Source organism: Mycobacterium sp. OAE908 (assembly GCF_017872775.1).
GTDB lineage: Bacteria > Actinomycetota > Actinomycetes > Mycobacteriales > Mycobacteriaceae > Mycobacterium.
On record NZ_JAGGJL010000002.1, the window covers coordinates 1209333 to 1234348 of the forward strand.

The 25016-nt window shown below is 65.5% G+C and carries 31 protein-coding genes; 16 read left to right on the forward strand and 15 right to left on the reverse strand.

The features are described from left to right. Nucleotides 1-26: 26 nt before the first annotated feature. The 3 genes from J3E61_RS31040 to J3E61_RS31050 are packed head-to-tail and all read left to right on the forward strand — an operon-like array spanning nt 27 to nt 1925. The gene (locus J3E61_RS31040) at nt 27-1010 is read left to right on the forward strand and encodes a nitronate monooxygenase (RefSeq protein ID WP_210086491.1); all 984 of its coding nucleotides are present in this window, start codon (nt 27-29) and stop codon (nt 1008-1010) included. An 11-nt stretch (nt 1011-1021) separates the two neighbouring features. After that, entirely contained in the window at nt 1022-1399 is a 378-nt protein-coding gene (locus J3E61_RS31045) for a DUF393 domain-containing protein (RefSeq protein WP_192722759.1), read from the forward strand. A gap of 16 nt (nt 1400-1415) precedes the next feature. Further along, complete coding sequence (locus J3E61_RS31050) at nt 1416-1925, forward strand: N-acetyltransferase (RefSeq protein WP_210086492.1); 510 nt, start codon at nt 1416-1418, stop codon at nt 1923-1925. Nucleotides 1926-1931: 6 nt separating this feature from the next. On the opposite strand, the gene J3E61_RS31055 is transcribed toward J3E61_RS31050, so the two are convergent. Beyond that, nucleotides 1932-2477, reverse strand: a complete 546-nt coding sequence (locus tag J3E61_RS31055) for a hypothetical protein (RefSeq protein ID WP_210086493.1) — start codon at nt 2475-2477, stop codon at nt 1932-1934. 18 nt (nt 2478-2495) lie between these two features. Then, nucleotides 2496-2954 carry a redox-sensitive transcriptional activator SoxR gene (gene soxR, locus J3E61_RS31060; protein WP_192722756.1) on the reverse strand — a complete coding sequence of 153 codons (459 nt, stop codon included), beginning with the start codon at nt 2952-2954 and terminating at the stop codon, nt 2496-2498. 54 nt (nt 2955-3008) lie between these two features. Between soxR and J3E61_RS31065 the strand changes: the two genes are divergently transcribed. Together J3E61_RS31065 and J3E61_RS31070 are read left to right on the forward strand one after the other, a co-directional pair. Then, on the forward strand, nt 3009-3728 hold the full coding sequence (locus J3E61_RS31065) for an SDR family NAD(P)-dependent oxidoreductase (protein ID WP_210086494.1): 720 nt from the start codon (nt 3009-3011) through the stop codon (nt 3726-3728). Further along, nucleotides 3725-4789, forward strand: coding sequence for an S-adenosylmethionine:tRNA ribosyltransferase-isomerase (locus tag J3E61_RS31070; protein ID WP_210086495.1), 1065 nt, complete (start codon nt 3725-3727; stop codon nt 4787-4789). The genes J3E61_RS31065 and J3E61_RS31070 overlap by 4 nt, the downstream gene beginning before the upstream one ends. Here J3E61_RS31070 and J3E61_RS31075 read toward each other — a convergent pair. After that, nucleotides 4767-5399, reverse strand: coding sequence for a TetR/AcrR family transcriptional regulator (locus J3E61_RS31075; RefSeq protein ID WP_210086496.1), 633 nt, complete (start codon nt 5397-5399; stop codon nt 4767-4769). The genes J3E61_RS31070 and J3E61_RS31075 overlap by 23 nt on opposite strands. A 60-nt stretch (nt 5400-5459) precedes the next feature. Here J3E61_RS31075 and J3E61_RS31080 point away from each other — a divergent pair, with 60 nt between their 5' ends. Further along, on the forward strand, nt 5460-6299 hold the full coding sequence (locus tag J3E61_RS31080) for an alpha/beta fold hydrolase (protein WP_192722752.1): 840 nt from the start codon (nt 5460-5462) through the stop codon (nt 6297-6299). Here J3E61_RS31080 and J3E61_RS31085 read toward each other — a convergent pair. Continuing rightward, nucleotides 6296-7180, reverse strand: coding sequence for a class I SAM-dependent methyltransferase (locus J3E61_RS31085; RefSeq protein ID WP_192722751.1), 885 nt, complete (start codon nt 7178-7180; stop codon nt 6296-6298). The genes J3E61_RS31080 and J3E61_RS31085 overlap by 4 nt on opposite strands. Nucleotides 7181-7343: 163 nt before the next feature. Between J3E61_RS31085 and J3E61_RS31090 the strand changes: the two genes are divergently transcribed. Then, nucleotides 7344-8267: a MarR family transcriptional regulator gene (locus tag J3E61_RS31090; protein ID WP_210086497.1), complete on the forward strand. Its 924-nt coding sequence runs from the start codon at nt 7344-7346 to the stop codon at nt 8265-8267. Here J3E61_RS31090 and J3E61_RS31095 read toward each other — a convergent pair. Beyond that, complete coding sequence (locus tag J3E61_RS31095) at nt 8264-9238, reverse strand: esterase family protein (RefSeq protein WP_210086498.1); 975 nt, start codon at nt 9236-9238, stop codon at nt 8264-8266. The two genes, J3E61_RS31090 and J3E61_RS31095, sit on opposite strands and share 4 nt — an antisense overlap. A 122-nt stretch (nt 9239-9360) precedes the next feature. On the opposite strand from J3E61_RS31095, the gene J3E61_RS31100 reads away from it, so the two are divergent. After that, a complete protein-coding gene (locus J3E61_RS31100; protein ID WP_192722748.1) occupies nt 9361-9585 on the forward strand; it encodes a DUF1918 domain-containing protein in 225 nt (74 codons plus the stop codon). Between the two features lie 18 nt (nt 9586-9603). On the opposite strand, the gene J3E61_RS31105 is transcribed toward J3E61_RS31100, so the two are convergent. Further along, the gene (locus tag J3E61_RS31105; RefSeq protein ID WP_192722747.1) at nt 9604-9801 is read right to left on the reverse strand and encodes a hypothetical protein; all 198 of its coding nucleotides are present in this window, start codon (nt 9799-9801) and stop codon (nt 9604-9606) included. Between the two features lie 80 nt (nt 9802-9881). Between J3E61_RS31105 and J3E61_RS31110 the strand changes: the two genes are divergently transcribed. Beyond that, entirely contained in the window at nt 9882-10463 is a 582-nt protein-coding gene (locus J3E61_RS31110; RefSeq protein WP_210086499.1) for a chorismate mutase, read from the forward strand. A gap of 14 nt (nt 10464-10477) precedes the next feature. Here the strand turns inward: J3E61_RS31110 and J3E61_RS31115 are convergent, their stop codons facing one another. Beyond that, on the reverse strand, nt 10478-10765 hold the full coding sequence (locus J3E61_RS31115) for an antibiotic biosynthesis monooxygenase (protein WP_210086500.1): 288 nt from the start codon (nt 10763-10765) through the stop codon (nt 10478-10480). 88 nt (nt 10766-10853) lie between these two features. On the opposite strand from J3E61_RS31115, the gene J3E61_RS31120 reads away from it, so the two are divergent. Then, on the forward strand, nt 10854-11174 hold the full coding sequence (locus J3E61_RS31120) for a hypothetical protein (protein ID WP_192722744.1): 321 nt from the start codon (nt 10854-10856) through the stop codon (nt 11172-11174). Here J3E61_RS31120 and J3E61_RS31125 read toward each other — a convergent pair. The 3 genes from J3E61_RS31125 to J3E61_RS31135 form a co-directional block, all read right to left on the reverse strand. Beyond that, nucleotides 11116-12000, reverse strand: a complete 885-nt coding sequence (locus J3E61_RS31125) for a cytochrome c biogenesis protein CcdA (RefSeq protein ID WP_210086501.1) — start codon at nt 11998-12000, stop codon at nt 11116-11118. The genes J3E61_RS31120 and J3E61_RS31125 overlap by 59 nt on opposite strands. Before the next feature lie 13 nt (nt 12001-12013). Continuing rightward, nucleotides 12014-12517, reverse strand: coding sequence for a protein disulfide oxidoreductase (locus tag J3E61_RS31130; RefSeq protein ID WP_210086502.1), 504 nt, complete (start codon nt 12515-12517; stop codon nt 12014-12016). Between the two features lie 61 nt (nt 12518-12578). Beyond that, the gene (locus J3E61_RS31135) at nt 12579-13460 is read right to left on the reverse strand and encodes a TIGR03854 family LLM class F420-dependent oxidoreductase (protein WP_192722741.1); all 882 of its coding nucleotides are present in this window, start codon (nt 13458-13460) and stop codon (nt 12579-12581) included. Between the two features lie 68 nt (nt 13461-13528). Between J3E61_RS31135 and J3E61_RS31140 the strand changes: the two genes are divergently transcribed. From J3E61_RS31140 to J3E61_RS31150, 3 genes are read left to right on the forward strand one after another with little or no spacing between them, the layout of a single operon-like run. Next, nucleotides 13529-13942 carry a hypothetical protein gene (locus J3E61_RS31140; protein ID WP_210086503.1) on the forward strand — a complete coding sequence of 138 codons (414 nt, stop codon included), beginning with the start codon at nt 13529-13531 and terminating at the stop codon, nt 13940-13942. Nucleotides 13943-13944: 2 nt separating this feature from the next. Next, nucleotides 13945-15159 carry a beta-lactamase family protein gene (locus tag J3E61_RS31145; RefSeq protein WP_210086764.1) on the forward strand — a complete coding sequence of 405 codons (1215 nt, stop codon included), beginning with the start codon at nt 13945-13947 and terminating at the stop codon, nt 15157-15159. 13 nt (nt 15160-15172) lie between these two features. Continuing rightward, a complete protein-coding gene (locus J3E61_RS31150; protein ID WP_210086504.1) occupies nt 15173-15637 on the forward strand; it encodes an SRPBCC family protein in 465 nt (154 codons plus the stop codon). A 7-nt stretch (nt 15638-15644) separates the two neighbouring features. Here J3E61_RS31150 and J3E61_RS31155 read toward each other — a convergent pair whose 3' ends face one another. Both J3E61_RS31155 and J3E61_RS31160 read right to left on the reverse strand, forming a co-directional pair. Beyond that, nucleotides 15645-16121: a hypothetical protein gene (locus J3E61_RS31155; protein WP_210086505.1), complete on the reverse strand. Its 477-nt coding sequence runs from the start codon at nt 16119-16121 to the stop codon at nt 15645-15647. 168 nt (nt 16122-16289) lie between these two features. Continuing rightward, nucleotides 16290-17249 (reverse strand): alpha/beta hydrolase, encoded by a 960-nt coding sequence (locus J3E61_RS31160; RefSeq protein ID WP_210086506.1) that lies wholly within the window; start codon nt 17247-17249, stop codon nt 16290-16292. On the opposite strand from J3E61_RS31160, the gene J3E61_RS31165 reads away from it, so the two are divergent. Both J3E61_RS31165 and J3E61_RS31170 read left to right on the forward strand, forming a co-directional pair. Continuing rightward, a complete protein-coding gene (locus J3E61_RS31165; protein ID WP_210086507.1) occupies nt 17248-18732 on the forward strand; it encodes a glycosyltransferase family 39 protein in 1485 nt (494 codons plus the stop codon). The genes J3E61_RS31160 and J3E61_RS31165 overlap by 2 nt on opposite strands. A 72-nt stretch (nt 18733-18804) precedes the next feature. Next, a complete protein-coding gene (locus J3E61_RS31170) occupies nt 18805-19308 on the forward strand; it encodes a nuclear transport factor 2 family protein (RefSeq protein WP_210086508.1) in 504 nt (167 codons plus the stop codon). 4 nt (nt 19309-19312) lie between these two features. Here J3E61_RS31170 and J3E61_RS31175 read toward each other — a convergent pair whose 3' ends face one another. After that, nucleotides 19313-20377, reverse strand: coding sequence for a hypothetical protein (locus J3E61_RS31175; RefSeq protein ID WP_210086509.1), 1065 nt, complete (start codon nt 20375-20377; stop codon nt 19313-19315). A 55-nt stretch (nt 20378-20432) separates the two neighbouring features. After that, a complete protein-coding gene (locus tag J3E61_RS31180) occupies nt 20433-22346 on the reverse strand; it encodes an NAD(P)/FAD-dependent oxidoreductase (RefSeq protein ID WP_210086510.1) in 1914 nt (637 codons plus the stop codon). Nucleotides 22347-22432: 86 nt separating this feature from the next. Here J3E61_RS31180 and J3E61_RS31185 point away from each other — a divergent pair, with 86 nt between their 5' ends. Next, on the forward strand, nt 22433-23716 hold the full coding sequence (locus tag J3E61_RS31185) for a cytochrome P450 (RefSeq protein WP_210086511.1): 1284 nt from the start codon (nt 22433-22435) through the stop codon (nt 23714-23716). On the opposite strand, the gene J3E61_RS31190 is transcribed toward J3E61_RS31185, so the two are convergent. Then, on the reverse strand, nt 23679-25004 hold the full coding sequence (locus J3E61_RS31190; protein WP_210086512.1) for an FAD-dependent monooxygenase: 1326 nt from the start codon (nt 25002-25004) through the stop codon (nt 23679-23681). The genes J3E61_RS31185 and J3E61_RS31190 overlap by 38 nt on opposite strands. Between the last annotated feature and the right edge of the window lie 12 nt (nt 25005-25016).

A 25016-nucleotide genomic window follows, 5' to 3' on the forward strand; every position in this document is an offset into this window, starting at 1 on the left:
CGCCGCGGGCCTGTTAGCGTGCGCTCGTGGACCTGCTAGATCGGCTCCGCCTCGACGTTCCGGTGGCACAGGCTGGAATGGGCGGTGGCCTTGCAGGCCCCGAGCTGGCCGCTGCCGTCGCCGCCGCCGGGGCCCTTGGCACGCTCGGGTTGCTTCCGCCGCCGGACTTGCGGGAGGCGATCCGTCAGGTGCGCGACGCGGTCCCCCACCGTTCGGTGGCGGTCAACCTGTTGATGCCGTTTGTCCGCCGCAGCCACGTCGACGTGTGCGTGCAGGCGCGCATCGACGTGGCGGTCATCGCGTTCGGCATGGACCGGGATATGTTGCGTCGGCTGTCCGAGCAGGGCGTCTTCGTCTTCGTCATGGTCGGCACCGAGGAGCAGGCGCGCCGGGCGTGCGTGTGCGGCGCAAACGGGCTGATCGCCCAGGGCTGCGAGGCGGGCGGACACATCGCAGGCAAGACGCCGGCGCTCGAGTTGCTGCCGCGCGTGCTCGAGATCGCGCGTGGCCGACCGGTGCTGCTGGCGGGTGGTATCGCCGCCGCCGACGACACCCGGACGGCCATGACTGCCGGGGCCGCGGGTGTGGTGGCGGGCACCCGCTTCCTGCTGACCGACGAGGCACGCCCCCATCCGGAGTATGTCAGCCGTATTCTCAAGGCGGACAAGACGTTTCGTACGACGCTGTTCGGGCTCGGTTGGCCGCTGCCGCACCGGGTGGTACCCAACGCTGCTACGCGGCGGTGGTGCGGCGACGACGGGCGCGCCAAGGTCGTTCCGAGACTGATCAATGCGGGCAGCGGAAAGTTCGCCAGGCTTCCTGATCGGGCGATCGCGCCGCTGCTCGGCTTGCAGCGGCCCGGTCTACCGATGTTCTCGCCGATGGCGCCGACGATGGGAATGCCCGATTCGATGGTGGACCGGATGGCGCTGTATGCAGGTGAGACAGTGCTGAGGATGACGTCGGTCATATCTGCGCAGCAGGCAGTGACTGACCTGACGCCGCGGTGAACAATGAAGGCATGAACGGTGTGCTGTACTTCGACGGAGCCTGCGGGATGTGTACGCGGTCGGTCTATTTCCTCATCAAGCTCGACCGGACGGGAAATCTGCATACGGAGCCGTTCCAGGCACCAGGTGTTGCAGAACGCCTCGGTGTGGACCCGTCGCACCTATTCGACATGTCCTGGTGGCTGGACGAATCCGGCGAGGTATACGGCGGCGCGGAGGCGATCAACGCGGCGCTCTCGGTCGCGCTCGGCACACGGCTGCCGCTGCGGATCTACCGCGTTCCCGGCATCCGGTCCATCCAGAACGCCGTGTACCGGTGGATCGCCGACCATCGCTACCGCTTCCCCGGCACCACGCCGTATTGCGAGTCGCATCCCGTTGCCTGCTGAAGACGCGGAATATGGTGTGCCCCAGACCGATATCACGATCCGGCCCACCACTTTCGACGACCTCGATGACGTCGGTGCGATCTACGCCCACCACGTGAAAACGGGCGTGGCGACCTTCGAGATCGACGCACCCGATCAATCCGAATGGCGAGACCGGCTGCAGTCGGTCACCGATCGTGGACTGCCATTTCTGACCGCGACGCTAAACGGCCGGATCGCCGGCTACGCCTACTGCGCACCGTGGAAGACCCGCCCCGCCTACCGCTACACCGTCGAGGACTCGATCTACCTCGCTGCCGACGCGGTCGGCCGCGGGATCGGCGGCAGGTTGCTCGACGCGCTGCTGACCGACTGCACCAGCGCGGGTATCCGCGAGGTCATCGCGGTGATCGCCGACGCCGACGGCGCGGCTTCCCTCGCGCTGCACCGCAATCGCGGATTCATCGATGCCGGACGGCTGACCGCCGTCGGTTTCAAGCATGGCCGGTGGCTGGACACCGTGCTCCTTCAGCGATCCCTGTGCTGACGCGCGTCAGCCGAGTTGGTCGGTGACTTCACGCCAGACAGGGTTGTCGCTGCGGTGGTCGGAGGTGTTGCGGCATTCGCCGTAGAGGCGCATGGTGGCGAAGTCGGTCTGGTCGACGCTGCGATAGATGATCGCCGTCACGCCGTCTTTGGTCAGCTTCTGGCCGAAGTGTTCGCTGGTCGACGCTGCGGGTGCCCAGCCGTGCGCGGTCAGCGAAGCGGCGACGTCGCGCAGATACTTCACCGAATTGTCCTGCGGCAACCGGAAGTTCAGATACACCGCGGCCTGGTAGGGCGGTTCGTTCGAATTCTGGCAGGACACGAACGCGTAGCCGCCCGAGGTATCCCGTAATTGCGCGACACTGACGATCTGCTTGGCGGACGCCACGACTTGTCCTGCCGCCTGGGCATCGGTCATCGGTTCGCCCTGGACATGCACCTCGCCTGCGTGTCGATCGGTGAACCACAGCAGGACACCCGCGACCGCGCACATCACTATCAGTGCTGCCAGTGTCAGCACCACGTATCGCTGCGAACGGCGCAAGGTTTTCATTTCGGCCCCGCACCGAATCTACGCCGGATGGCGCAACGATTTCGGGAGGTACACCGCGCCGGGACCGGCAACCGACGCGCTGTCGGCGGGGTTCGAGATCACGCACCGCTTCAACGAAAGGCAACCGCAGCCGATGCAGGAATCCAGCTTGTCCCGCAGGGCCATCAGTCCGGCGATCTGCTCGTCCAGTCGCTGCCGCCAATCCTTCGACAGCCGGGTCCAGTCCGCGCGCGTTGGCGTACGACTGTCCGGCAGCATCTCGAGCGCGGCCGCGATCTCGTCGAGGGTCAATCCGACGTTGCGGGCCGCGCGAATGAACGCCAACCGCCGCAACATGTTTCGCTCGAAGCGTCGCTGGCCGCCACTGGTCCTGGTGGCGTTGATCAGGCCCTGCTTGTCGTAGAACCTGATCGCGGACGGCGCGAAACCGCTGCGCTCGGCCACCTCACTGACAGTCAGCAGATCTCGGCTTTCCATCGCGCGCACCTCAGCTCTTGACTTGAAGTTCACTTCAACTATCAGTATGCCAGTATGACTGTTTCCCAACACATCTCTTCTGTCGCGATCATCACCGGCGGCTCCCGCGGTTTCGGCCGGGCGCTGGCCACGGCCCTGCTCGGCCGCGGCTGGACCGTCGTCACCGACGCCAGGCGCACTGAGGACCTCGCGGCGACCGCGGCGGAACTGAACTCCGAGCGCCTGATCACTGTTGCAGGCGACATCACAGATTCCGCGCACAGGGCTGCACTGGTCGCCGCCGCCATGGCCGCCGCACCGCTTCGACTGCTCGTCAACAACGCCAGTCGGCTCGGGCCGAGCCCGCAACCGCGGCTCGCCGACTATTCGGCGGCCGATCTGCGTGCCGTCTACGACGCGAACGTCTTCGCTCCCCTTCAGTTGATCCAGCCCGCACTGCCCGCGCTGACAGCCGGTCGCGGGGCGATCGTCAACATCAGCTCCGACGCGGCCGTCGAACCATACGAGGGGTGGGGCGGCTACGGCTCGTCAAAGGCGGCTCTCGACCATCTCAGTGCCATCCTGGCGGCCGAACACCCGGCCCTTGGGGTGTACGCGTTCGATCCAGGCGACATGCGGACGGAGATGCACCAGGCGGCCTTCCCTGGCGAGGACATCTCCGATCGTCCCGATCCGGAGTCCGTCGTGCCCGCGCTGCTGCGCCTCCTCGATACCCGGCCCGCGTCGGGCCGCTACCGTGCGCAGGAGTTGGTTTCCATCGGAGCCGACGCATGAGAATCCCGATGCCACACAACCGCTTCGAGCGGCCACCAGGCTCAGACGCCGCCGAGCCTCCCGAGGCCCGCGGCGTTGCCCGCGACGGGGTCAAACTGATGATCGCGACGCCCGGCGCTGTCCACCATCGGCTGTTCACCGATCTCGGAGACCACCTGGTCCCTGGCGACGTGCTGATCGTGAACAACTCCGCGACGCTGCCCGCTGCGGTCGACGGCATGCGCAACAACACGCCGGTCGCCGTGCACTTCTCGACGGCGCTGGCCGATCACGTGTGGGTCGTCGAACTGCGACCTGCCGCCGGCGCGACCGGCCATCTTCCGGATGTCGAGCCCGGCGAGCGGATCGTGCTGCCTGACGGCGCCGCGCTCGTGGTGCTCGCGTCCTATCCGCGGCGGGGCATCGCAGGCAGTCGGCTGTGGACCGCACGTTTGGCGATCGAAGGCGATGTCATGTCATTTCTCGCCAGATACGGCCGGCCCATCAAGTATGGCTATGTGCCCCGAGCCTGGCCGCTGAGCAGCTATCAGACGGTGTTCGCGCGCCGGCAGGGAAGTGCCGAAATGGCTAGCGCAGCAAGGCCTTTCAGTGCGCGACTGGTCGCATCGCTCGTCGCGGCGGGTATTGTGATCACGCCGATCACGCTTCACGCCGGCGTGTCGTCGGCAGAGCCGGGTGAACCACCGGGGGCAGAAGCGTTCGAGGTGCCGCCTTCGACGGCGCGACTGATCAACCTGGCGCGCGCGTCAGGAGCGCGGGTGATCGCCGTGGGCACCACGGCGACGCGCGCGATCGAATCGGCGACCGACGCCGATGGCATGGTGCACGCCGCATCGGGTTGGACGGATCTGGTGCTCGGGCCGCAGCGTCCTGCCCGAGTCGTCGACGGGCTGATCACCGGCTGGCACGACGCGGGCGCCTCGCACCTGCTGTTGCTGGAAGCTATCGCGGGTCCCGAGCTGGTTGGCGCCGCGTACCAGGCGGCGATCGCGACCGGATATCTGTGGCACGAATTCGGCGACAGCGCTCTGCTGCTGCCTACCGCCCCGCGATCCCGCTGATCAACCGGTCGCACACCGCGTCCATCTGCTCGCGGGCTTGATCGGGGTCGGCGGCGCGCGAGACGAACAGCGCGGCTTCGTCGAGGGCCCCGAGTAGGACGTGCGCGGTCGGGCGCAGCGGCTGTTCGGGGATGGCGCCCTCAGCGATCGCATGCGCCAACATTCCCTCGATCACGCCGAGGCCGTATTTCACTCCGACGGCACGCCATTGATCCCAGCCCAAGACGGCGGGCGCATCGATCAGGACGATGCGCTGCACGTCGGGGGCCGAACACCGATCGAGGAACAATCGCGCGCCAAGGCGCATGGCCGCCAACGGGTCCGGCGGTTGTTCTGCCATGATCTGCTGGGCGATGTCGGCTACCAGATCACGTTCGACGTCCTCGTAGACCGCCGCGAACAGCGCAGCCTTGTCGTCGAACTGGTGATAGAGCGCACCCCGCGTCACCCCGGCCGCCGCGACGATCGCCTGCGTGGAGACCTCGGCAAATCCCTTGTCGGCGAACAACTTTCGTGCAGCATCGATCAGCACCGCCCGGGTTGCTGCGGTGCGCTCGGCCTGGGTGCGCCTGGCCGGGGTTTCGACGACCGACTCGTCGTTGACTTTCATACTGGCTGCACGTAACTTTCATACTAAGTGTTTGTAAGTCTGATCGGAAGGATAGCGAAGATGCCGCAGATCGCGCTGGACCAGGCAACGATCGACTACCGCGTGTTGGGTCCCGAGGACTCCCCCCACCCGCCGGTGTTGTTCGTGCACGGCATCCTCGTCGACAGCCGGCTATGGGACCGGGTGGCAGAAGGCTTGGCACAGCGCGGATTTCGTTGTTATCTACCCAACTGGCCGCTGGGCTCGCACACCATTCCGGTCGGCGATGAGCGCGCACTCTCGCCCCAGGGTGTGGCCACGATGATCCGCGATTTCGTCGACCAACTCGGCCTGTCGGACGTCACGCTTGTCGGCAACGACACCGGCGGGGGCCTGTGCCAACTCGTCATCGACGCATACCCGGATAAAATCGGTCGGTTGGTACTGACCAACTGCGACGCGTTCGACAAGTTCCCCCCGTTCCCGTTCACACTCGTCTTCGCGCTGCTGCGCGGGCCGGTGTCGATCAAGCTGCTGTTCGAGCAGATGCGGGTCAAGGCGCTGCGGCACTCTCCGCTGGGCTTCGGGCTGCTCGTGCGTCCGGATCCCCAACTGACCGCTTCCTGGCTGGAGCCTGGGCGCACCGATGCCCGGATCCGCCGCAATCTCGCCGCCCTCCTGCGCAACGTGGCGAAGACCGACCTGGTCGACGTCTCGACCCGGCTCGGACGTTTCACCAAGCCCGTGACGATCGTCTGGGGCCAGGGCGACCGCGCGTTCACTCCGGCGCTGGGCAGGCGGCTCGCCGCGCAGTTCCCGAATTGCGCATTGATCGAGGTGCCCAAGGCGCGCACATTCGTGTCGCTGGACGCGCCCGAGGCCGTCATCGACGCGATCGAGAAGATCGGTGCCGGCGCCTAGTTCTTCTCGAGCGTGAACTGGCAGATGTCGGTGTAACCGTCGCGGAATAGCTCGGCGCAACCGGTCAGGTACTTCATGTACCGGTCGTACACCTCTTGGGACTGGATCTTGATCGCCTCGTCCTTGCGCGCCTCGAGTGCAGCCGCCCAGATCTCCAGCGTCCGCGCATAGTGCAGCCGAAGCCGTTGTGCACGCGTGAGTTCGAAGCCCACCTTCTCGGCGTGTTCCTGCACGGTCGTCGGCTTCGGCAGGTCCCCGCCGGGGAAGATCTCATCCATGATGAACTTGCTGAACTTCAGCAGCTTCATGGTCAGCGGCAACCCGGACTCGGCGAATTCTTCGTCGGTCGGCTTGATGATGGTGTGGAGCAGCATCACGCCGTTCTCGGGCAGCAGCTGGTAGGCCTTCTTGAAGAAGTCGTCGTAGCGGTCGCGGCCGAAGTGTTCGAAAGCGCCGATCGACACGATGCGGTCGACGGGCTCGTCGAACTGCTCCCAGCCCTGAAGCAGCACGCGCTTGCTTCTCGGGCTGTCCGATGCGGCGAGGACCTTCTCGACATGGGCCTTCTGGTTCTGGCTCAGGGTGAGGCCGATGACGTTGACGTCGTAGCGCTCCAGCGCTCGTTTCACCGTCGCGCCCCACCCGCAGCCGATGTCCAGCAAAGTCATGCCGGGTTGCAGGCCCAGCTTGCCGAGGGACAGGTCGATCTTCGCGATCTGCGCCTCTTCGAGTGTCATGTCGTCACGCTCGAAGTAGGCGCAGCTGTACGTCTGCGTCGGATCCAGAAAGAGCCGGAAGAACTCGTCGGACAGGTCGTAGTGCGCCTGCACGTCTTCGAAGTGAGGCTTCAAGTTCTGGGTGTCGCTCGTGGTATCTGGCAAGGTGAGCCTTTGGCTTTGTAATTGAGTTGGACCGGGCTCCGCGCGTTTCGAGAGCCACCCCCGTCGTGAGGGCAGTGTACGCAACGCCGATGTGAACGGTTCTCAGGACCTGTTCAGCGCCCGATAGTTGACAGAATCAAAGGATTGTTTGACGCTGTCAACCATGATTGGTGTGGTCGACGATGTCCGCGGATTCAACCGCTTCTACACCCGGGTTTTAGGCCTGCTCAGGCCAGATCTGGCCGGATCGGCGTTCGGGCTGACCGAGGCCAGGGTGCTGTTCGAATTGGCGCACCACGATGAGGTTGCGGTCGCCGACCTCCGCCGCGACCTCGACCTCGACGCCGGCTATCTGAGCCGCATCCTGTCGGGTTTCACCGAGTCCGGACTCGTGGCCAGAGAGAAGTCGCAAGCCGACGCCCGTCGCCAGGTGGTGCGCCTGACCGAGGATGGCAGGCGCGCCTTCGACGAGCTGGATCGATTGCAGGCCGGTGCGATCTCGACGATGCTGGCGCCACTCGACGACGGCCAGCGCGCCGAGCTCGTCGCCTCGATGGGACGGATTCGCCGCGCCCTTGGCGACGAAACCCGGGTTCGTGGTCTCGTGCTTCGCCCGCCGGCCCCGGGTGACCTCGGATGGGTGGTGGAGCGACACGGTTATCGATATGCGACCGAGTACGGCTGGGACACGACGTTCGAGGCCCTGGTTGCGCGGATCGTCGCCGACTTTGCTGACCGCGGTGACATCAAACGCGAGGCGGCGTGGATCGCCGAGTTGGACGGCGAGCGCGTCGGCTGCGTGTTCTGCACCGCCGCCAGCGATCCCGCCGCTGCGGACACCGCGCAGCTGCGACTGCTCCTCGTCGAGCCGTCAGCGCGCGGGGCCGGCGTCGGCACCAGGCTGGTCGACGAATGTCTGCGGTTTGCCAGGAGCGCCGGTTACCGGCGAATCACCTTGTGGACCAACGACGTTCTACTAGCCGCTCGGCGCATATACGACCGTGCCGGCTTTCAGTGCGACCGCCGCGAGCCCCACCACAGTTTCGGCCGCGACCTCGTCGGCGAGTACTGGTCGCGAGATCTCTAGGCGGTGGGCCCGGCGCCGAGCACCCGCTGGATGTCCGGCTTCATGGCCTGCAGTTGTCCGCCCCAGTAACCCCAACTGTGCGTGCCGTTGGGCGGGAAGTTGAACACCCCGTTGCTGCCGCCTGCTCGCGTGTAGGCCGCCTGGAAGTCCTTGTTCGTGCGGATCGTCAGGCCTTCCAGGAACTGCGCGGGAATTTGCGCATTACCCAGCCCGGCGTCCAGATCGGTCGGGTTGCCGTTGCCGCTGTACACCCAGATGCGGGTGCCGTTGGACACCAGCCTGCCGATCTGCAGCATCGGGTCGTTGCGTTGCCAGGCGGGCCCGCCATAGGGCCCCCACATATCGAGCGCGTTGAAGCCGCCCGCGTCACCCATCGAGATGCCCACCAGCACGGGCCACAGCCCGCGGGACAGGTTGAGGAATCCGGACAGCGACCCCGCGTACACGAATTGGCCCGGGTGATAGGCAGCGAGGATCAGCGCCGCACTCCCCGACATCGACAGGCCGACGACGGCATTGCCGCTCGGGCTGACGCCCTTGTTCGCCGCGAGCCACGCGGGCAGCTCAGAGGTCAGGAAGGTTTCCCATTTATAGGTCTGCGTGGTGCCGTTGCCAACGGCGGGCCGATACCAGTCCGTGTAGAAGCTGGACATACCGCCGACGGGGGCCACCACTGACACGCCTGAGCCGTCGAACCAACTGAACGCGCCGGTCTCGATATCCCAGCCGTTGCGGTCGTCACGGGCGCGCAGCCCGTCCAGAAGGTAGACGGCCTTTGGGCCACCGCCCTGGAACTGCACGGTGATGTCCCGACCCATCGATGGCGAAGGAACGCTGAGAACTTCGACCGCCGCCTTGGCGGTCGGGGTCCCACCCGTGATGCCGATCAGTGCCGGCAGCAGCGCCGCCGCGAAGAAAGCCGCCGTCAGTCGGCGGACCCATTTACTTGTTGCCTGGTGAGAAATGTTCATTGTCCTACTTCGGTCGTCCCGACAACGGATTAATCGCGCGCCATCGGGACTCAGTTACACCGCAACGAGAGGACAATCGAAATCGCGTGTAACCCGCGACCGGCGAATGAAAGGGGCGGGCGATGAAGGCCAAAGTGGGCGATTACTTGGTGGTCAAAGGAACCACGGTCGAGCAGCATGATCAGCGCGGAGTGATCACCGAGGTCCGCTCGGATGACGGGTCGCCGCCGTATGTGGTGCGGTGGCTGAGCAGCGATCACATCGCGACCGTGTACCCCGGTCCGGATGCGCTCGTCGTCACGCCGGCCGAACAGGAAGCGGCTGACGCGCGGCACCGCGCGCCCTAGGCGCAGGCGCTCGCGAACTCAGTTGTGCGCGACCGACTCCTCGCGCAGAAGTAACCCATAGCCGTTGGTACACAAGCTGATTCGCAATGGCTGGCTGGGCACGTGGCTGGCGAGCCAGCCGCGAAGCACTGGCAATTGCTTGTCGACCGATACCTGCTTGAGCCCCAGTTCCCTCAGCAGCGCCGACAGGCTGGTCGGTTCCGTCGTGACCGTCATGGCTGTCCCCCTTGACACCCGATACGCAGATTTTATTGCGGACGGCGGCGTTGCGGAGCGGTTTGCTCAATGATGGACGAATGGCCCCTCTCGATCGGATTCGACGCTGCGCGACCGGATTAGGCGCTGTGGTGGCCCTCGCGGTGCTGCCGGTGACCGCGCAGGCGGATGGTGACGATGCCAACCCGCTTTTCGCCCTCATCGACGCCGCTACCCAACGGCTTCAGACAGCAGAACCGGTGGCGGCGACCAAATGGCTCACCGGTGGTTCGATCGAGGATCCACCGCGTGTCGAGCAAGTACTGACCGCCGTTGCCGCCGACGCCACTCGCAAAGGCGTTGAACCCGACTACGTCCGAGGGGTCTTCACCGACCAGGTGCATGCCACCGAAGCGCTCGAGTACTCCCGATTCGCGCAGTGGAAGCTCGATCCGGCGGCCGCGCCAGGCGTCGCGCCTGACCTGACCTCGTCGCGCGAGACCATCGATCGACTGAACTCGGAGATGGTCGACCAGATAGCGATGCAGTGGGCCGTGCTGCACTCCCCCGACTGCGGCCGCTTGCTCGCCGACGCGAAGACTGCGGTCACCGCCGCCCGCTCGCTGGATCCGCTTTACCAGCAGGCACTCGACTTCTCCACCCATTCCTATTGTGGGAGTTGAGATTTCGCTGATGATCACATCAGCCTGCGGGTGCCCTCGACGTCGTATTCGGTGACCGAGGCGGCCCGGATGGACGCGGCCTGCTCGTCGCCGGGGCCGCTGCCGCGAAAAGCCTCGACCGCCGCCTGTGACTCCCATCGCTCGAAGATGTTGACCCGGCCCGGGTCTACGACGTCGGCCGACAGCGCGAAGTCGAGGCAGCCTGCCGTGCGGCGGGCCTGGCGCACGACCTCGACGCATCCCGCCAGGTAGGCGTCGCGATCCTGAGGGTCGATCACGAGGTGTCCAGCGACTATCACCACCGGGGACCTCCTTCGTCTATAGGTTGGAACCGTCACCTGGTATGACTGCAGTTCGGGTCCGAAGTCACCGCACAACACCGAGGAAGCCATGAATCTTCGTGAGGCACGCCAAGTCGTCGGCGCGCTCGAGACCGATCCCGCCGCAGCGCGCGTGTTCGGCGAGGTCTACGAGATCGCCGACGGGACGACGGTCATCCCGGTCACCAAGGTGCGCGGCGGATCCCACCAGCCCGCAGGCGTGTTCGTGGTCAAGGACGGCGAGGCGTCATGGGTGCCGGCGGTCGACGGGGGACGGATCGCGATGATGGGCATCCTGGTCGGGCTGGTATCGGCGGCGTTCGCGGGCATCGCTATGGTTCGTCGCCCGCCGTGGCCCGACCTGCACGGCGATATCTCGCGCGCGCAGTAGCCCACCACGCGACCGCCGCGACGATCAACACGGCAAGCGCAGCCAACCACGGCCAAGCGCCGTGCTGATGAACCCAGCCCGCGATCGCGCCCTGCAACCGGCCCGCGGCCGCGATCACGGGGTCTCGCGGATTGCCGTTGCCGGCGAACAACCGGATCTCGTAGAGCCCGTAGTAGCCGACGTAGCTGCCTACAAGCAACAGCAGTGCCCCGCTGATCCTGTTGACATACGGCACAATTCGGCGCATTCGTTCGACGACCGCCGAATTCGCCAGCGCAGCCGCCACCGCAAGCACGCCTACGACGAGCGTGAAACCCGCGATGTAGGCCGCGTATACGGTCGCGGCGCCCACGACCGAGCCGCCTCGAAGTCCGGCCGCGGTCACCGCGAGAAACGGCCCCACCGTGCACGATAACGATGCAATCGCGTAGCTGACCCCATAGCCGAACATCGAACCCAGCCGCGCCGTCGGTGCCCACCGCGCCCCGCGCGCCACACCGCGCAGCGGCGCGATCTCGCGACCGGCGAGCAGCCAAATACCAAGGGCGACAAGCACAATCCCGATCACGACCGTGACGTACGGCAGGTAGCGCTGTACCGTCGAGGCTGCAGAAACGGTGAGCACACCGAACCCACCTAAGACGATCATGAAGCCTACGGCCATCGCGGCCGTGGCCGTCACCGCGCGCCCGACAGCCGCGCGCCGCCCGACATCGTCGCCCCGCACGACCAGCGCCAGATACCCGGGCAGCATGGCGAATCCGCAGGGGTTCAGCGCCGCTACCAGTCCAGCGCCGAAGGCCAAGCCCACCAGGTCTTGGTCCACAGTGCGCTGCGGCCTACGACAGTGCCGCCACCCGGTCGGACAGCTCCTGCTGGGGCATCGCCGAGGTCGGGTTGTTCACGAAGGTGGACGAGCCGTCGGCACGGTAGAAGACATAAGCAGGCTGCCACGGCACGTTGTACCGGGCCCAGATCGACCCGTCGGCGTCGTTGAGGTTCGTGAAATTGAGGTTGTACTTCGACACGAAGCCCTGCATGTCCGCGACATCGGAGCGCGCGGCGACACCGACGAAGGTGACCTTGGGATTGGCCGCAGCGACCTGGCTGACGCTCGGCGCCTCTGCATTGCAGAACGGGCACCACGGGGTCCAGAACCACAGCACCGCAGGCTTGCCGCCGAGGCTCGCCCCGTTGAACGGCGCACCGGACAGCGTGGTGGCGGTGAAGTTCAGTCGGTCGTCCGCGACGGCCGTTGGCGCAGTGACAAGCCCGAACGCCAGCGCGACGGCGGCCGCGCCAACCACGAGGGATCTGATCTGTCGCGAGAATCGAGTGCTCATCCGTCGTCTCCTTCGCTGCACACTCATAGACACGATGGCATCGCGACCGCGGTTCACGATGTCAGTTCTGGCGCGGCACCAACTCCGCGACGAACCGATCGATGAATTGACTCACGTCGGAGGGCAGGGCGGGCCGGATCACGAATTTCGTCAGACCTGCGGCCAGATATGCGTCGAGTTGACGGTGCAGTTGCGGCCAGCCTGCTGCGATGAGGTCGGCGGGATCGACGTCGGGCCTGCGCCGTTTCACGGCGGCGACCAGCGCGTCCGGTACTGAACCGTCGCTGACCGCGAGGTTGATCCCGAAATGATCGGGTTCGATTTCGCGGCCCGCCTCGGCGGCGGCTTGCTGGATCTGCTCGCGGCCCCTGCGCGCTTCCTCCGGGGTGAGAAAGCTGCCGAGCCAGCCGTCGGCCAACGCGCCGATGCGGCGAAAGGCCGCCGGTGCGGACCCGCCGAGCCAGATGTCGAGCGGTTTGGCGGGCCGAGGCTGCACCCCCGCGGAGCTGACCGTGAAATAGTCGCCCGTGAATGCGACATCCTGCTGTTCCAGAACAGATCTCAGCAGCCGCAGCGATTCGTCGAACACGCCGGCGCGCTTCCCATCGGGCACCACGAAGATCTCGCGTTCCGCCGGAATCGCCGACCGCAGACCGAATACCGGCAGCACACGTTTCGGTGCGAGTGCGGCCAGTGACGCCAGCTGCTTGGCCACCAGCACGGGATGGCGGCCGGGTAGCACCACCACCGAGGTGCCGACCTTGAGGTGTGTGGTGCGGGCCAGTGCGAAGGCCATCCCGACGAACGGCTCGACGGCTTTCGAATACACCAATTCGGAGAACCAGAGCGAATCGACCCCCGTCGCCTCCAGGTGGTCGACGATGCCGGCCAATTGCTCAGGGCCTGTGTCCGCGCCCAGCCCGATGCCGAAGCGAATCTTCACGACCCGATGCTAGGTGAAACGGTCCGCTAACCCTTGTGCGCCGTTGCATCACGGGCCAGAGTGAAAATATGAGCGAACCGTGGATCCGGGGCTGTGTGGTCCAGCGGATCATGTTTCGCGGCGGTTTGGAGCTCAGCCTCGACGACAACGAACTCGTCATCTCGGTGCCCTTCTACTTCACGTTGCCCAAGACCGCACGCGACGAGGAAGAGGCGGTGCTCATCGATCCGATGATCGCGCGGCCCGAGCATCGTGCGCTGTTCGACTTCGCCGGATCGATATGCACCAACGCGAGCTGGGACGAGGACGGCAGCCTGCATTTGGGGTTCTCCGATGGCCACGAGATCCACGCGCACAGCGACGAGCGCCGCACTGCGTGGGAGCTCTACGGCAAGCGACATGGCTACGCGGCGTGTCTGGCCCACGGTCAGGTGCGGGTTGTGCGGCACGACCTTCCGGAGGACGAATCCGCGGAGCGATAGGCCTGAAGGACATAACCTGGCGGGCGATGAAATCACGGATGATCGTCTACGCCGCTGCGGCGGCACTGCTGCTGACGATGTCCGCGTGCGGTGAGAAGTCGGTATCGCAATCGCCGACGCCCGCTCCCCCGTCCACTCCCGCGATCACCAAACCGATCGACGACACCCTCGCGAAGCGACTCGACGCGGCCGTCGACCAGGCCATGACAGCGGCCGGCGTGCCGGGTGCCATCGTGGGTATCTGGGGGCCCGACGGCGACTACGTGCGTGCCTTCGGGGTAGCCGACAAAGCCGCCAGGGCACCCATGAAAACCGACTTCTACAGCCGAATCGGCAGTGTGACAAAGACATTCACGGTCACCGCTATCCTGCAACTCGCAGATCAGGGCAAACTCGGCCTCGATGACGCGATCGCCGAATTCATCGACGGGGTTCCCCTTGGTAACAGGATCACGTTGCGCCAGTTGGCCAGGATGCAGACCGGGCTGGTCAACTACACCGCGACTCCGGAGTTCCAGAAGGCGATGTTTACCGATCCGCGCCGGCCGTTCACCCCCCACGAGTTGATCGATTTCGCGTTCACGCAGCCGAATACGTTCCCGCCGGGCCAAGGATTCGAATATTGCAACACCAACACGGTGCTGCTCGGCATGGTGGTGCAGAAGGTCAGCGGACAACCGTTGGACGCCTACATCCATGACCACATCCTGGCCCCATTGGGCATGAGCCACACCAGTTTCCCGACCACCAACGCCTTTCCCGAACCGCACGCGCAGGGCTACACCAAGCAGACGGCTGACGGCAAGGAAGCCGTCGCCACCGACTGGGACCCGTCGTGGGCATGGGCGGCCGGAGCAATGATCTCGACCCTCGACGACATGCGAATCTGGGCGCCCGCCTTGGCAACTGGCAAGCTGCTGACTCCGCAGATGCAGGAGCAGCGACTGCAGACGGTCGGTTCGCCCGGCATGCCGCCGCAGGACGGATATGGGCTGGGCATCTTCAACCTCGGCGGCTGGATCGGGCACAACGGCAGCCTTCCCGGCTATCAGGCCGTCGTGGTCTACCTGCCGCAGAAACAGACCTCGTTGGTCATCCTGACCAACACGGATATCGAATATCGGGGCGGCAAACCGAGCACCACGCTGGCAACCGCGATCACCAAAGTGCTGACGCCGGACCACGTTTACTCGCTTGGTCCGCAGATGCCACGTTGAAAGAGGAACACAAATGCAAGGTTCTGCGTCCGTGTCCATGTCGGCGCCCGCCGACAAGATCTGGAACCTGATCGCCGATGTTCGCAACACCGGCAAGTTTTCACCGGAGGTGATGGAGGCCGAATGGCTCGACGGGGCGACCGGGCCCGCGTTGGGTGCGCGGTTCCGCGGACACGTCAAGCGCAATGAGATTGGCCCGGTGTATTGGACCACCTGCAGGGTCACGGCGTGTGAGCCCGGCCGCGAATTCGGCTTCGACGTGCTGGTCGGCGACACGGTAGCCAACACGTGGCACTACCAGCTGACGCCGACCGAGGGCGGCACCGACGTCACCGAGTCGTTCCGGATGCCGGACAGCCTCTTCGCGAAGCTGTTTTCCGTACTCGGCGGCCAACTGCGCCGACGGCGCAACGTGCGCGACATGCGCACCACCCTCGAGCGCATCAAAGCTGTGGTCGAAGCGCCCGAGGGTGGCTAGCTAACTCTTATTGGACGCCGATGCCGAAGATCGGAATCCAGAGGCCGAACAGCCAGATGCCCCACTGCCCGAACCCGTTATCCCAGACCGGGTTGACGTTGTAGCCCCAGTAGTTGAACGGATGCGGCGGGCCGCCGTCCCATTGGAACGCTGGCGGCGGGCCCCAGCCCCACGGCGGCGGGCCATTGCGGTCGTCCCACCAGTCGTGGCGGTTATTGGCCCACCACGGCCCCTTGTCGCCATTCCAATCGGCGCCGTTGTTGCCGCACCACGGCGGGCAGTAGTTGCCGTTGCCATTGCCGTTCCCATGGCCATTGCCGCGACCATTGCCGTCACCGCACCATGGTGGGCAGAAATCGTCGTGCGGCTTCAGTGGTGCCGGCGCAACCGGGTCGGCGGACGCCACGGCCCCACCGGGTCCGATGACCCCGAAGCCGAGCGCGCCGACGATCATGGCTGCTGACACGAATTTCGACAGCCCCATCGTCAATTAACTCCTACCTTGAAGTTCCATCGTCGCATGCGACGCCGGAACGTCACTATTCATTCCCAACCTGGAGAAACGCAAACGTCTGCTCCTACACCGATATCGGCTGTTGCGGCGACGCCGTTACCAATCGGATGTTGTTGGTGGATCAGGATTTTGCGGAAATCAGAGGGCGCGCAGGCGACGGATGCGATCGGCGATTGCTCGCTGTGAAACGTCGGCTTCGCGGGCCAATGCTTCGAACGCATGGGGGCAACCGGGATGCAGGTGCAACTCCGTTGGCACCCCGGCATCGGACAGCCGGCGTGCGTAGGTGACGTCCTCATCGCGGAAGATGTCGAGGTCGCCGATGTCGATGTAGGTTGCCGGGAGCCCGGTCAAATCCGTCGCGCGCGCAGGGGCGGCATAGGCCGATACGGCGTCAGTGCCCGTGCTCTCGCCCAGCAGCGCCGCCCAGCCGGTGATGTTGTCGTCGTAGGTCCACGTCAGAAACGGCAGCAGGTCGGGATCTGGGGTCTGCGCCCGGTCATCGAGCATCGGGTAGATCAAGATCTGCGCGGCGACGACCGGGCCGCCGCGATCGCGGGCCAGCAGGGCCACCCCTGCCGCCAGGCCGCCACCTGCGCTGTCTCCCATCAGTGCAATGCGGGCGGGATCCACGCCCAGGCTCGACGCGTTGTCGGCGAGCCAGCGAAGCGCGGCGTAGCAGTCCTCCACGGGGGTGGGATGCGGATGCTCGGGGGCGACCCGATAGTCCACCATCAGCATCGGTACGCCCGAGGTCGCAACGTATTCGCGCACCGCGAGGTCGTAGACGCGGCCGAGGTGTTCGAGGCTGAAGATCATGCCGCCGCCGTGCAGGTACAACACCGCACTGCCGGGCCGACGTTCCGCAACGTGGTACCAGGTGAGGTCCAACGTCGCGCCATCATCTGTGGTCAGGGTGTGTTTGTCGACCTCGACCCCGGCGACCGGTTGCCACGTCGTTGCGACGTAGTCGAACATCCGGTGGCCGTTGGTCCGGCGGCTTTCGACGTCGCCGATCGGCGGCGCTTCGGCCTGCCCTACGGCTTCCATCAAGGGGGCGAGCCCCGCCTGCACCTGCGCGTCGATACCGAGTGCCATGCCTGCGACAGTAACGTGGGAACACGTGGCAGACACCGCGATCGATACGCTTACCGATCGGCGCGTCCCTCCGTTCGCGGCCACCGCCGTCATTCCGATCGCAGCCGTCGTCACACTTTTGCATTGCGTCGCAAGCACATTGGGCAAAGACCATTGGTTTGACGAGGTCTACATGTTGGCGATCGGCCGTAACCACCTCGACTGGGGGTCCGCCGATCAGCCGCCGCTGGCGCCCGCGCTGGCCGCGTTGATGGACTGGCTGGCGCCGGGTTCTCAGGTGCTGCTTGCGCTACCCGCTGCCCTTGCGACCGGATGCGCGGTGCTTGTGGCAGGGCTCATCGCCCGAGAACTCGGATGTGACCGTCGCGCACAGGTTTTGACCGCCGCAGTGCAGGCCACCTGCCCGTGGACCACGTTTGCCGGTCATTGGCTGACCCCGTACACGCTGGAACCGGTCCAGTGGCTGGTGCTGTTCTGGTTGCTGGTGCGCTGGATCCGGCTGCGCGACGATCGGTTGCTGATCGCAGCAGGGGTGATCGTCGGCGTCGCAGCGCAGACGAAGTTTCAGGTGCTGCTGCTGTGCGTCATGCTGCTCGCGGCGGTGACGGTCTTCGGCCCACGAGCGTTGTTGCGGCGTCCGCTGTTGTGGGTGGGCGCGGTCATCGCGGCATTGCTCGCGGCCCCGACGCTGATCTGGCAGTTCGCCAATGGCTGGCCCCAACTCAAGATGACGCGGGTGGTGGCGGGCGAGGCCGATGCACTATCCGGTGGTCGTCCGGGGATTGCCGTGATGCTGATCGGCTACGCCGGCGTCGCCGGGGTGGTGCTCGTGCTGTACGGGCTGTGGCGGTCGTTCCGCGATGACGAGCTGCGCGAATACCGCTTCATCGCAGCCACTTTCATCGCGATGTATTTGCTTTTCGTGATCGCCGCGGGCCGCCCGTATTACCTGATCGGGACCTACGCTCCGCTGGCTGCCATGGGTGCGCTCGGGCTGCAGCGACGCAGGGAAGCGGGCCGCGTGCGGCGAAAATGGCTCGCATGGCCCGCGTACGCACTGAGTGTCGCGCTCGCGATCGGCGCGTTGATTGTGTCGGTGGCGGCCGTCAACTCGGGTGTCGTCGAACAGATGGCGCAGCGCACCGCCGATGCCTACCGGACATTGCCGCGCGACCAGCGTGACCACACCGTGCTCATGGGTGAGTCCTACATCGTCGCCGCCTATATCGACCGGTACGCGGATCGATACCACTTGCCAATCGCCTACAGCAGCAACCGCAGTTACGGCTATTTCCCGCCGCCGCCGAACGACAAGGACACGGTTCTCTACGTCGGGCGGGACCCGAGCGCACTGTCGCCCTACTTCTCCGAGGTGCGCGCAGTCAGCGATGTCGGCGACGATATGCGCGCGTATCTGCTGACGGGACAACGCCAGTCGTGGGAGGTGATCTGGCCGCGGTTGCGCACTTTGACGGTGTCCTGAATCCGCTCCGCTGCGGCCGCCAGGCTGGTAGAACAAGTTCTAGTTCTGCACGGTGAGCCGAAGGAGACTCTTATGGGTAAGTGGTCACGCGAGGAACTCGAAGAGGCATTCCAGGCTTACCAGCAAGATGTGATCGACGTCGGCAAGACCTGGGACTGGTCAAGCTACGCCGATCATTTCACCGAGGATGCGAAGTACGTCGAACACGCCCTGGGAAACATGGAAGGCCGCGAAAACATCCGCGAGTGGATCGTGTCGACCATGAACATGTTTCCCGGCAGCGAGATGCCGTCGTACCCCGTGGAGTGGTACTCGATCGACGCCGACAAGGGCTGGGTCATCTTCAAGAACATCAACACCATGAAGGATCCCGGCGACGGCAGTGTGCATGGCGCGGCGGTCATCACCGTGCTCGAGTACGCCGGCGGTGGCAAGTGGAGCTACGAGGAAGACGCGTACAACCCGATGAACTTCATGCTGATGATCCAGGGCTACATCAAGCGCTGCCACGAACTCGGCACCATCTCCGACGATGCGAAAACCTTTGCCAAGAACATGAATTGGGAACTGGCGTAACGGATTACTCGAGAACTCCGTAGTCGCTTGACACGACAAAGCTGTGCGCACCGATCACGCATTGGATCGTGCCCTGGTAGCCCCGGCCGCAACTCGCCTGCCCGTTGTCGAGGCGGTGCCCCTCGAGCAGGGCGTCGACGTCACGGGTGAATGTCGGTGTGTCGGAGTGAACGTAACGGGCCGGCGCGCCGGTCTCGACGACGGTCTGGTTCATGCCGGCTGGCACATCCTTGCCGGGTACGAGGTCGCAACCGGCCACGGTGCCGCCCGGCCCCATTCCGCAGAAGTGCGACGGCCCTCCCTTGATGCTCTCGGTCTTGAAGAAGATCCAGCCCGGGTCGTCCGGTGTGGTGTAGCGGCCGCGGCCGGGTGAATAACCTTCGATGCCGCTGCGCGCTCGATCGTTCGAGTTCGCGGGGATCGGCCGGCCCGTCGCCGCGGCCATCACTCTGGTGAAGAGTTCTTTCCCAATCTCTTGATTCCCCGCCCGATCGAACCCGGGTGGGGTGGGGGTGATGAAGCCGATGACGACGGTGGGCCCCTCGGCGTAGGCGTAGCCCTCTGCGCCGGGAGCGTTGAAGTACCGCACGGTGTGCCCGTCGAGCGTGACAGTGTCATTGCGGGTTTCACCCACCCGCGACAGGAACGCGTCGGCGAAGGCGCCACCATTACCGGATTCGGCCTTACCCACAAGGGCTTTCAGGACGACCTCATCGGGTGACTGATACGTGTCCGTGATTTCGGCTGCGGTCAGATCAGACAGCCCAGCGACGCCATCCGCGCCGGCGAGACCGGGACCGACGTCGCCGGCGCAGATTTCCCTGATCCCGAAATAGCTCGGCAATTGACCCGAGTACACGTCCTCGACGTCGGGCGCGCCGCGTGTGCCGGCGTTGCACGCTGCCGGTGCGGCTGGCGCCTGCGTGCTGGTCGCTGTGCTCGACGATGGCGATGCCTGGGCGCTCGATGTGTTGTTCGGGGCCGGTTGGCTTGACTCGCACCCCGCGCAGAACACCAGCGCCATCGCAATGGCCACCAAGAATGCTGCGCGCCTGCTCCCCCAGTCCACGATCGCCAACCTATACCGCAGCAACCTCACAGGGAGTCTTTTGCGAATTCAAATATTAACGGATGAGGAAGTCGCCCGAGTCTGGTTCGCGGGTCCAGGTCCAGTAGTCGACGAGCCGCCACGGGCTCAGTCCGTGCACCTCGCCGAAGCTGTTCTTGTAGAACGAGTGCTTGATCGACGGCTGTGACCACACCAGCCTGCGCATCTCGGCTTGGCTTCTCTCATGCCAGTCGGCCGTCTTGTCCTCGCGCGGTTCCATCGATTTGTGCCCACCGTCGATCAGCAGCTCCAAACACTGTGTGATGTAACGCATTTGACACTCGGAGTGAAAGATCAGGCTGCCGCCACTTGCGAGATTCGTACCGGGCCCGTACATACAGAAGAAGTTCGGGAAGCCGGGCACCGTGATGCCGAGGTACGCCGACGGCCGTTCCCCCCACCGCTCGGCCAGGATTTCGCCGCCACGTCCGACGATCGTCATCGGCCAGAGCAGTTTCGTCGCCTGAAATCCGGTGGCGTACACGATGACATCGGCCGGATAGCGTTCCCCGTCCGCGGTGATGACGGCGTCGGATTCGATGCGGTCGATCCCGGTCCGGACCAAGTCGACGTTGTCACGGGTCAGCGTGCGCAACCAGCTGCCGTTGTCCTGCAGCGTGCGCTTGCCCGTCGCCGGGTAATCGGGCACCACCTTGGCTAGCAGCTCCGCATCGTCGCCAACCTGACTGGTGATCCATTCGGTGAACATGATTCGGGTGATCTCGTTGATCTCGCTGACCGCCTTCTGCTGATCCGGGTAGTCCGGGTCGACGTACGCGGCTTCAAGCCCCTTGTCGCACCCCGGCCAGAACAGCAGGAACCGGTACCAGCGGCCGTAGAACGGCAGGTGCCGCAGTGCCCACTGCACGCCCGGCCCGACCGCTTCGTGGTAGTTCGGGTTCGGGAACATCCACTGCGCAGTGCGCTGGAACACTGTCAGGTGATCCACCGTCTCCGCGATGGCCGGTGCGATCTGGAATCCGCTGGCACCCGCACCGATCATCGCGACCCGCTTGCCGCGCAGGTCGACGGAATGGTCCCACTCCGAGGAGTGAAATGCCGGTCCGGTGAAATCCCGTTGCCCGTCGATGTCGGGAAGGTGCGGCCGGTCGAGCTGCCCGACGGCGCTGATCACCGCTCGCGCCGACAACGTCGTCGCCACCCCGTGGCGGTCGCGCGCGTGCACGGTCCACGTGGCGGAGTCGTCGTCCCAGCAGGCCTCGGTCACCTCGGTTTCCCACAGCACGTGCCTGCCGATGTCGTGTTTGTTCATCACGGTCTGGAAGTACGCCTGCAGCTCGGGTTGCTCGGCGAAGAAGTGCGTCCACTGGTCGGTCGGCTCGAAGCTGTAGCAGTAGAAGTGGTTGCCGACATCCACACGTGCACCGGGATAGGCGTTCTGCCACCAGGTTCCGCCGACGCCGGCGTTCTTCTCGACGATCGTGAAGGGGATGCCCGCCTCTTTCAGCCGGATGCCTGCCAGCAGACCCGACTCCCCGCATCCGATCACGACGACCGGCAGGTCCGCAGGGGTGCCGCGAACCGCGCGCGCATCTTTGCCGTCGAGCTCCATCTCCTCCAGCAGCATCGGCACGTATTCGGGCGGCACCGGCTCACAGACCAGCCATTGCATCATCTCCTGCAGCAGCTCGGGGCCGATCGGCTCGGGCTCGGGGCAGCCGCGATCGCGATACGACGCGATGACCTCTAGCGCGATCTTGCGCGCGGCGGCCTTGTCCTCCTCGGACATGTAGCCCTGCACCTCGTTGAGGAACAGCCCAGCGGGTTTCAGGTCGCCCCGTATCAGGCTGGGGTCGCCGGACATGTGGACCAGGGACAACATCAACGTCGGGATGCTGACGTCGAGCAGTGCCTGCGCGATCTCCTCGTCCGATGACGTAAAGGGTTGCCCTGCATGTGGGTTACGCACCAGACGGTGCTACCACGCCGGATCGGCGATTGGAACATGTTTCAGAAATCCGTGACGACGGCTGAGCCGCCACCTACGCTCGGTACGTGGGTATCGCGGCTCGGGTGAACGGGACGGCTCCCCCGGACGTGCCGCTTTCCGACGTGAACCTGGGCTCATGGGACTTCTGGGCACTCGACGACGACATCCGGGACGGCGCTTTCGCCACGCTGCGCCGCGAGGCGCCGATCACCTTCCATCCGGCGTTCGTCGTAGACCCGACGGTTCACGTCGCCGGTCACTGGGCGGTCACCCGCTACGACGACGTCTTCTACGCCAGTCGCCATCCCGAGATCTTCAGCTCTGCCAGGGGCATCGTGATCGGCGACCAGAATCCAGAGCTCGCCGAGTACTTCGGCTCGATGATCGCCATGGACGACCCTCGGCATACCCGCCTACGAAACATCGTCCGCAGCGCGTTCACGCCGCGGGTGCTTGCACTGATCGAAGACTCTGTGCGCGACCGTGCGCGCCGACTGGTCGAGGCGATGGTCCGCGATCATCCGGACGGCACGGGCGATGTGGTCGCCGAGCTGGCGGGTCCGCTGCCCCTGCAGATCATCTGCGACATGATGGGCATCGGCGAACAGGACCATGACAGGGTCTTCCACTGGACGAATGTGATCCTCGGCTTCGGTGATCCCGACATCGCGACCGACCCCAACGAATTCTTCGACGTGGCGGTCGAAATCGGGGCATTCGCATCGGCGCTTGCCGACGAGCGTCGTGCCCACCCCGGCGACGACCTGACGACAAGCCTGGTGCAGGCCGAAGTCGACGGCGAGCGACTGACGTCTGCGGAAGTCGCTTCCTTCTTCATCCTGCTCGTCGTCGCGGGTAACGAGACCACCCGCAATGCGATCAGCCACGGGATCCTTGCGCTGAGCCGCTATCCCGAGCAACGCGACGACTGGTTCTCCAGCTACGACGAGGTCGCGCCGACGGCCGTCGAGGAGATCGTGCGGTGGGCCTCGCCGGTGGCCTACATGCGTCGCACCACCACCTGTGACACCGAGTTGGGCGGCGTGAAACTGGATGCAGGCGCAAAGATCACGCTGTGGTACGGCTCCGCCAACCGCGATGAATCGAAGTTCACCGACCCGTGGACTTTCGACGTGCGCCGCCACCCCAACCCGCATGTCGGTTTCGGTGGCGGCGGCGCGCATTTCTGCCTCGGCGCCAACCTGGCACGTCGCGAGATCACGCTGGCGTTCGAGGAACTACACCGGCAGATTCCCGACATCACCGCCACGGAAGAACCGGACCGGCTGCACTCGGCGTTCATTCACGGCATCAAGCGGCTACCGGTGTCCTGGACACCACCTCGCTGAGTTCTGCTCGCGTCGGCCCGTCCGCAACGGGCGGGCGCCAGCCCGACGCGTAGATCTCGCGCGCGCGGGCGTGGGCCGGTGCAAGGCTGGCGGGCAGCGCGTCCATCGTGGCATAGCCGGCGACGATGTCGTTCAGCGTGGCATCGACCGCGCCGGCTGCCACGATCAAGTCGGAGGGCAGTCGTCGGCTGACATCGACATCTCCGCCAGCCCACCGGCGGAGCCGATCGGAGTCAGCGTGCTGGTGGTCATCGAACCACGGCCGAATGTGTCCAACGCACCAGTTGTCGAATTGTGCTGTCGCCGTGTCGATATCGGCGCGGGGACGATCGAGGATGGCAACTAGCTCGCGGGCCTGCATCAGTGCCAACGAGACGCCGCGGCCGGCCAGCGGTGTAGTCGTGCACACCGCGTCGCCGACCGAGAGCAGACCGGGTAGGGCCGGCCGGCCCGAACCATTGAACTGTCCGCGGTAGGTGTTGTAGAGCCGACCACCCGCTAGCGCACGCGAAACAGCTTGTGCGCGTGCCGAATCGATCCACTCGCAGAGCTGCGGAATGGCGCGCACCGCATTGTCGAACGCCTCGTCATGCCGCAACATCCGTAGCCGCTTATCGATCCCGTCATGGATGAACGTGATCGAGAACGTGCCGTTGTCGTGAAGAAACGCGATCACCAGATAACCGGAGAAGCTCAGCGACAAGCCGATCGGCGAGTTCATCGGCCCCGCGTCATCAACGTCGTGCAGCCGATACTGCCGCGTGACGTACACCGCGCCGCAGTCACCGCCTTCGGGCTTCGGCCGGATACCGTCGGTGAACCGGCTGGACCGGCCCGACGCATCGATCACCAAGTCCGCCGACACCGTCCGCCCATCCACCGTGACGCCGATTGCTCTGCCACGGTCCTGTTCGATCCGGTCGACATGGCCACAATGCAGCGTCACACCCGGTTCGGTCGTTGCGTGGTTCCGCAACACGCGCTCGAAAACGGCCCGGCGGCACAACAGGGCGACGGGCCGGTTCTCGGCGACAGTGGCGATCCGCGCCCCGGTAGCGACGAGGCCGTCGAGCACGTCGGGCATTTCGGCACTCAGCGCATCGATGACCTGGCGCCGGAATGTGTGAGCGTGGTCGAACTGCATCACGCCCCGGCGTTGCCAGACGGTCTGCGCTCCCGACGGCGGACCCGGGTCGCGGTCGACAACGACGACCTCATGCCCCCGCCGAGCCAGCCCGATCGAGGTGAACAGGCCGGTCGGCCCCGCCCCGACGACCACTGTCCGCACATCCGCCTCCAT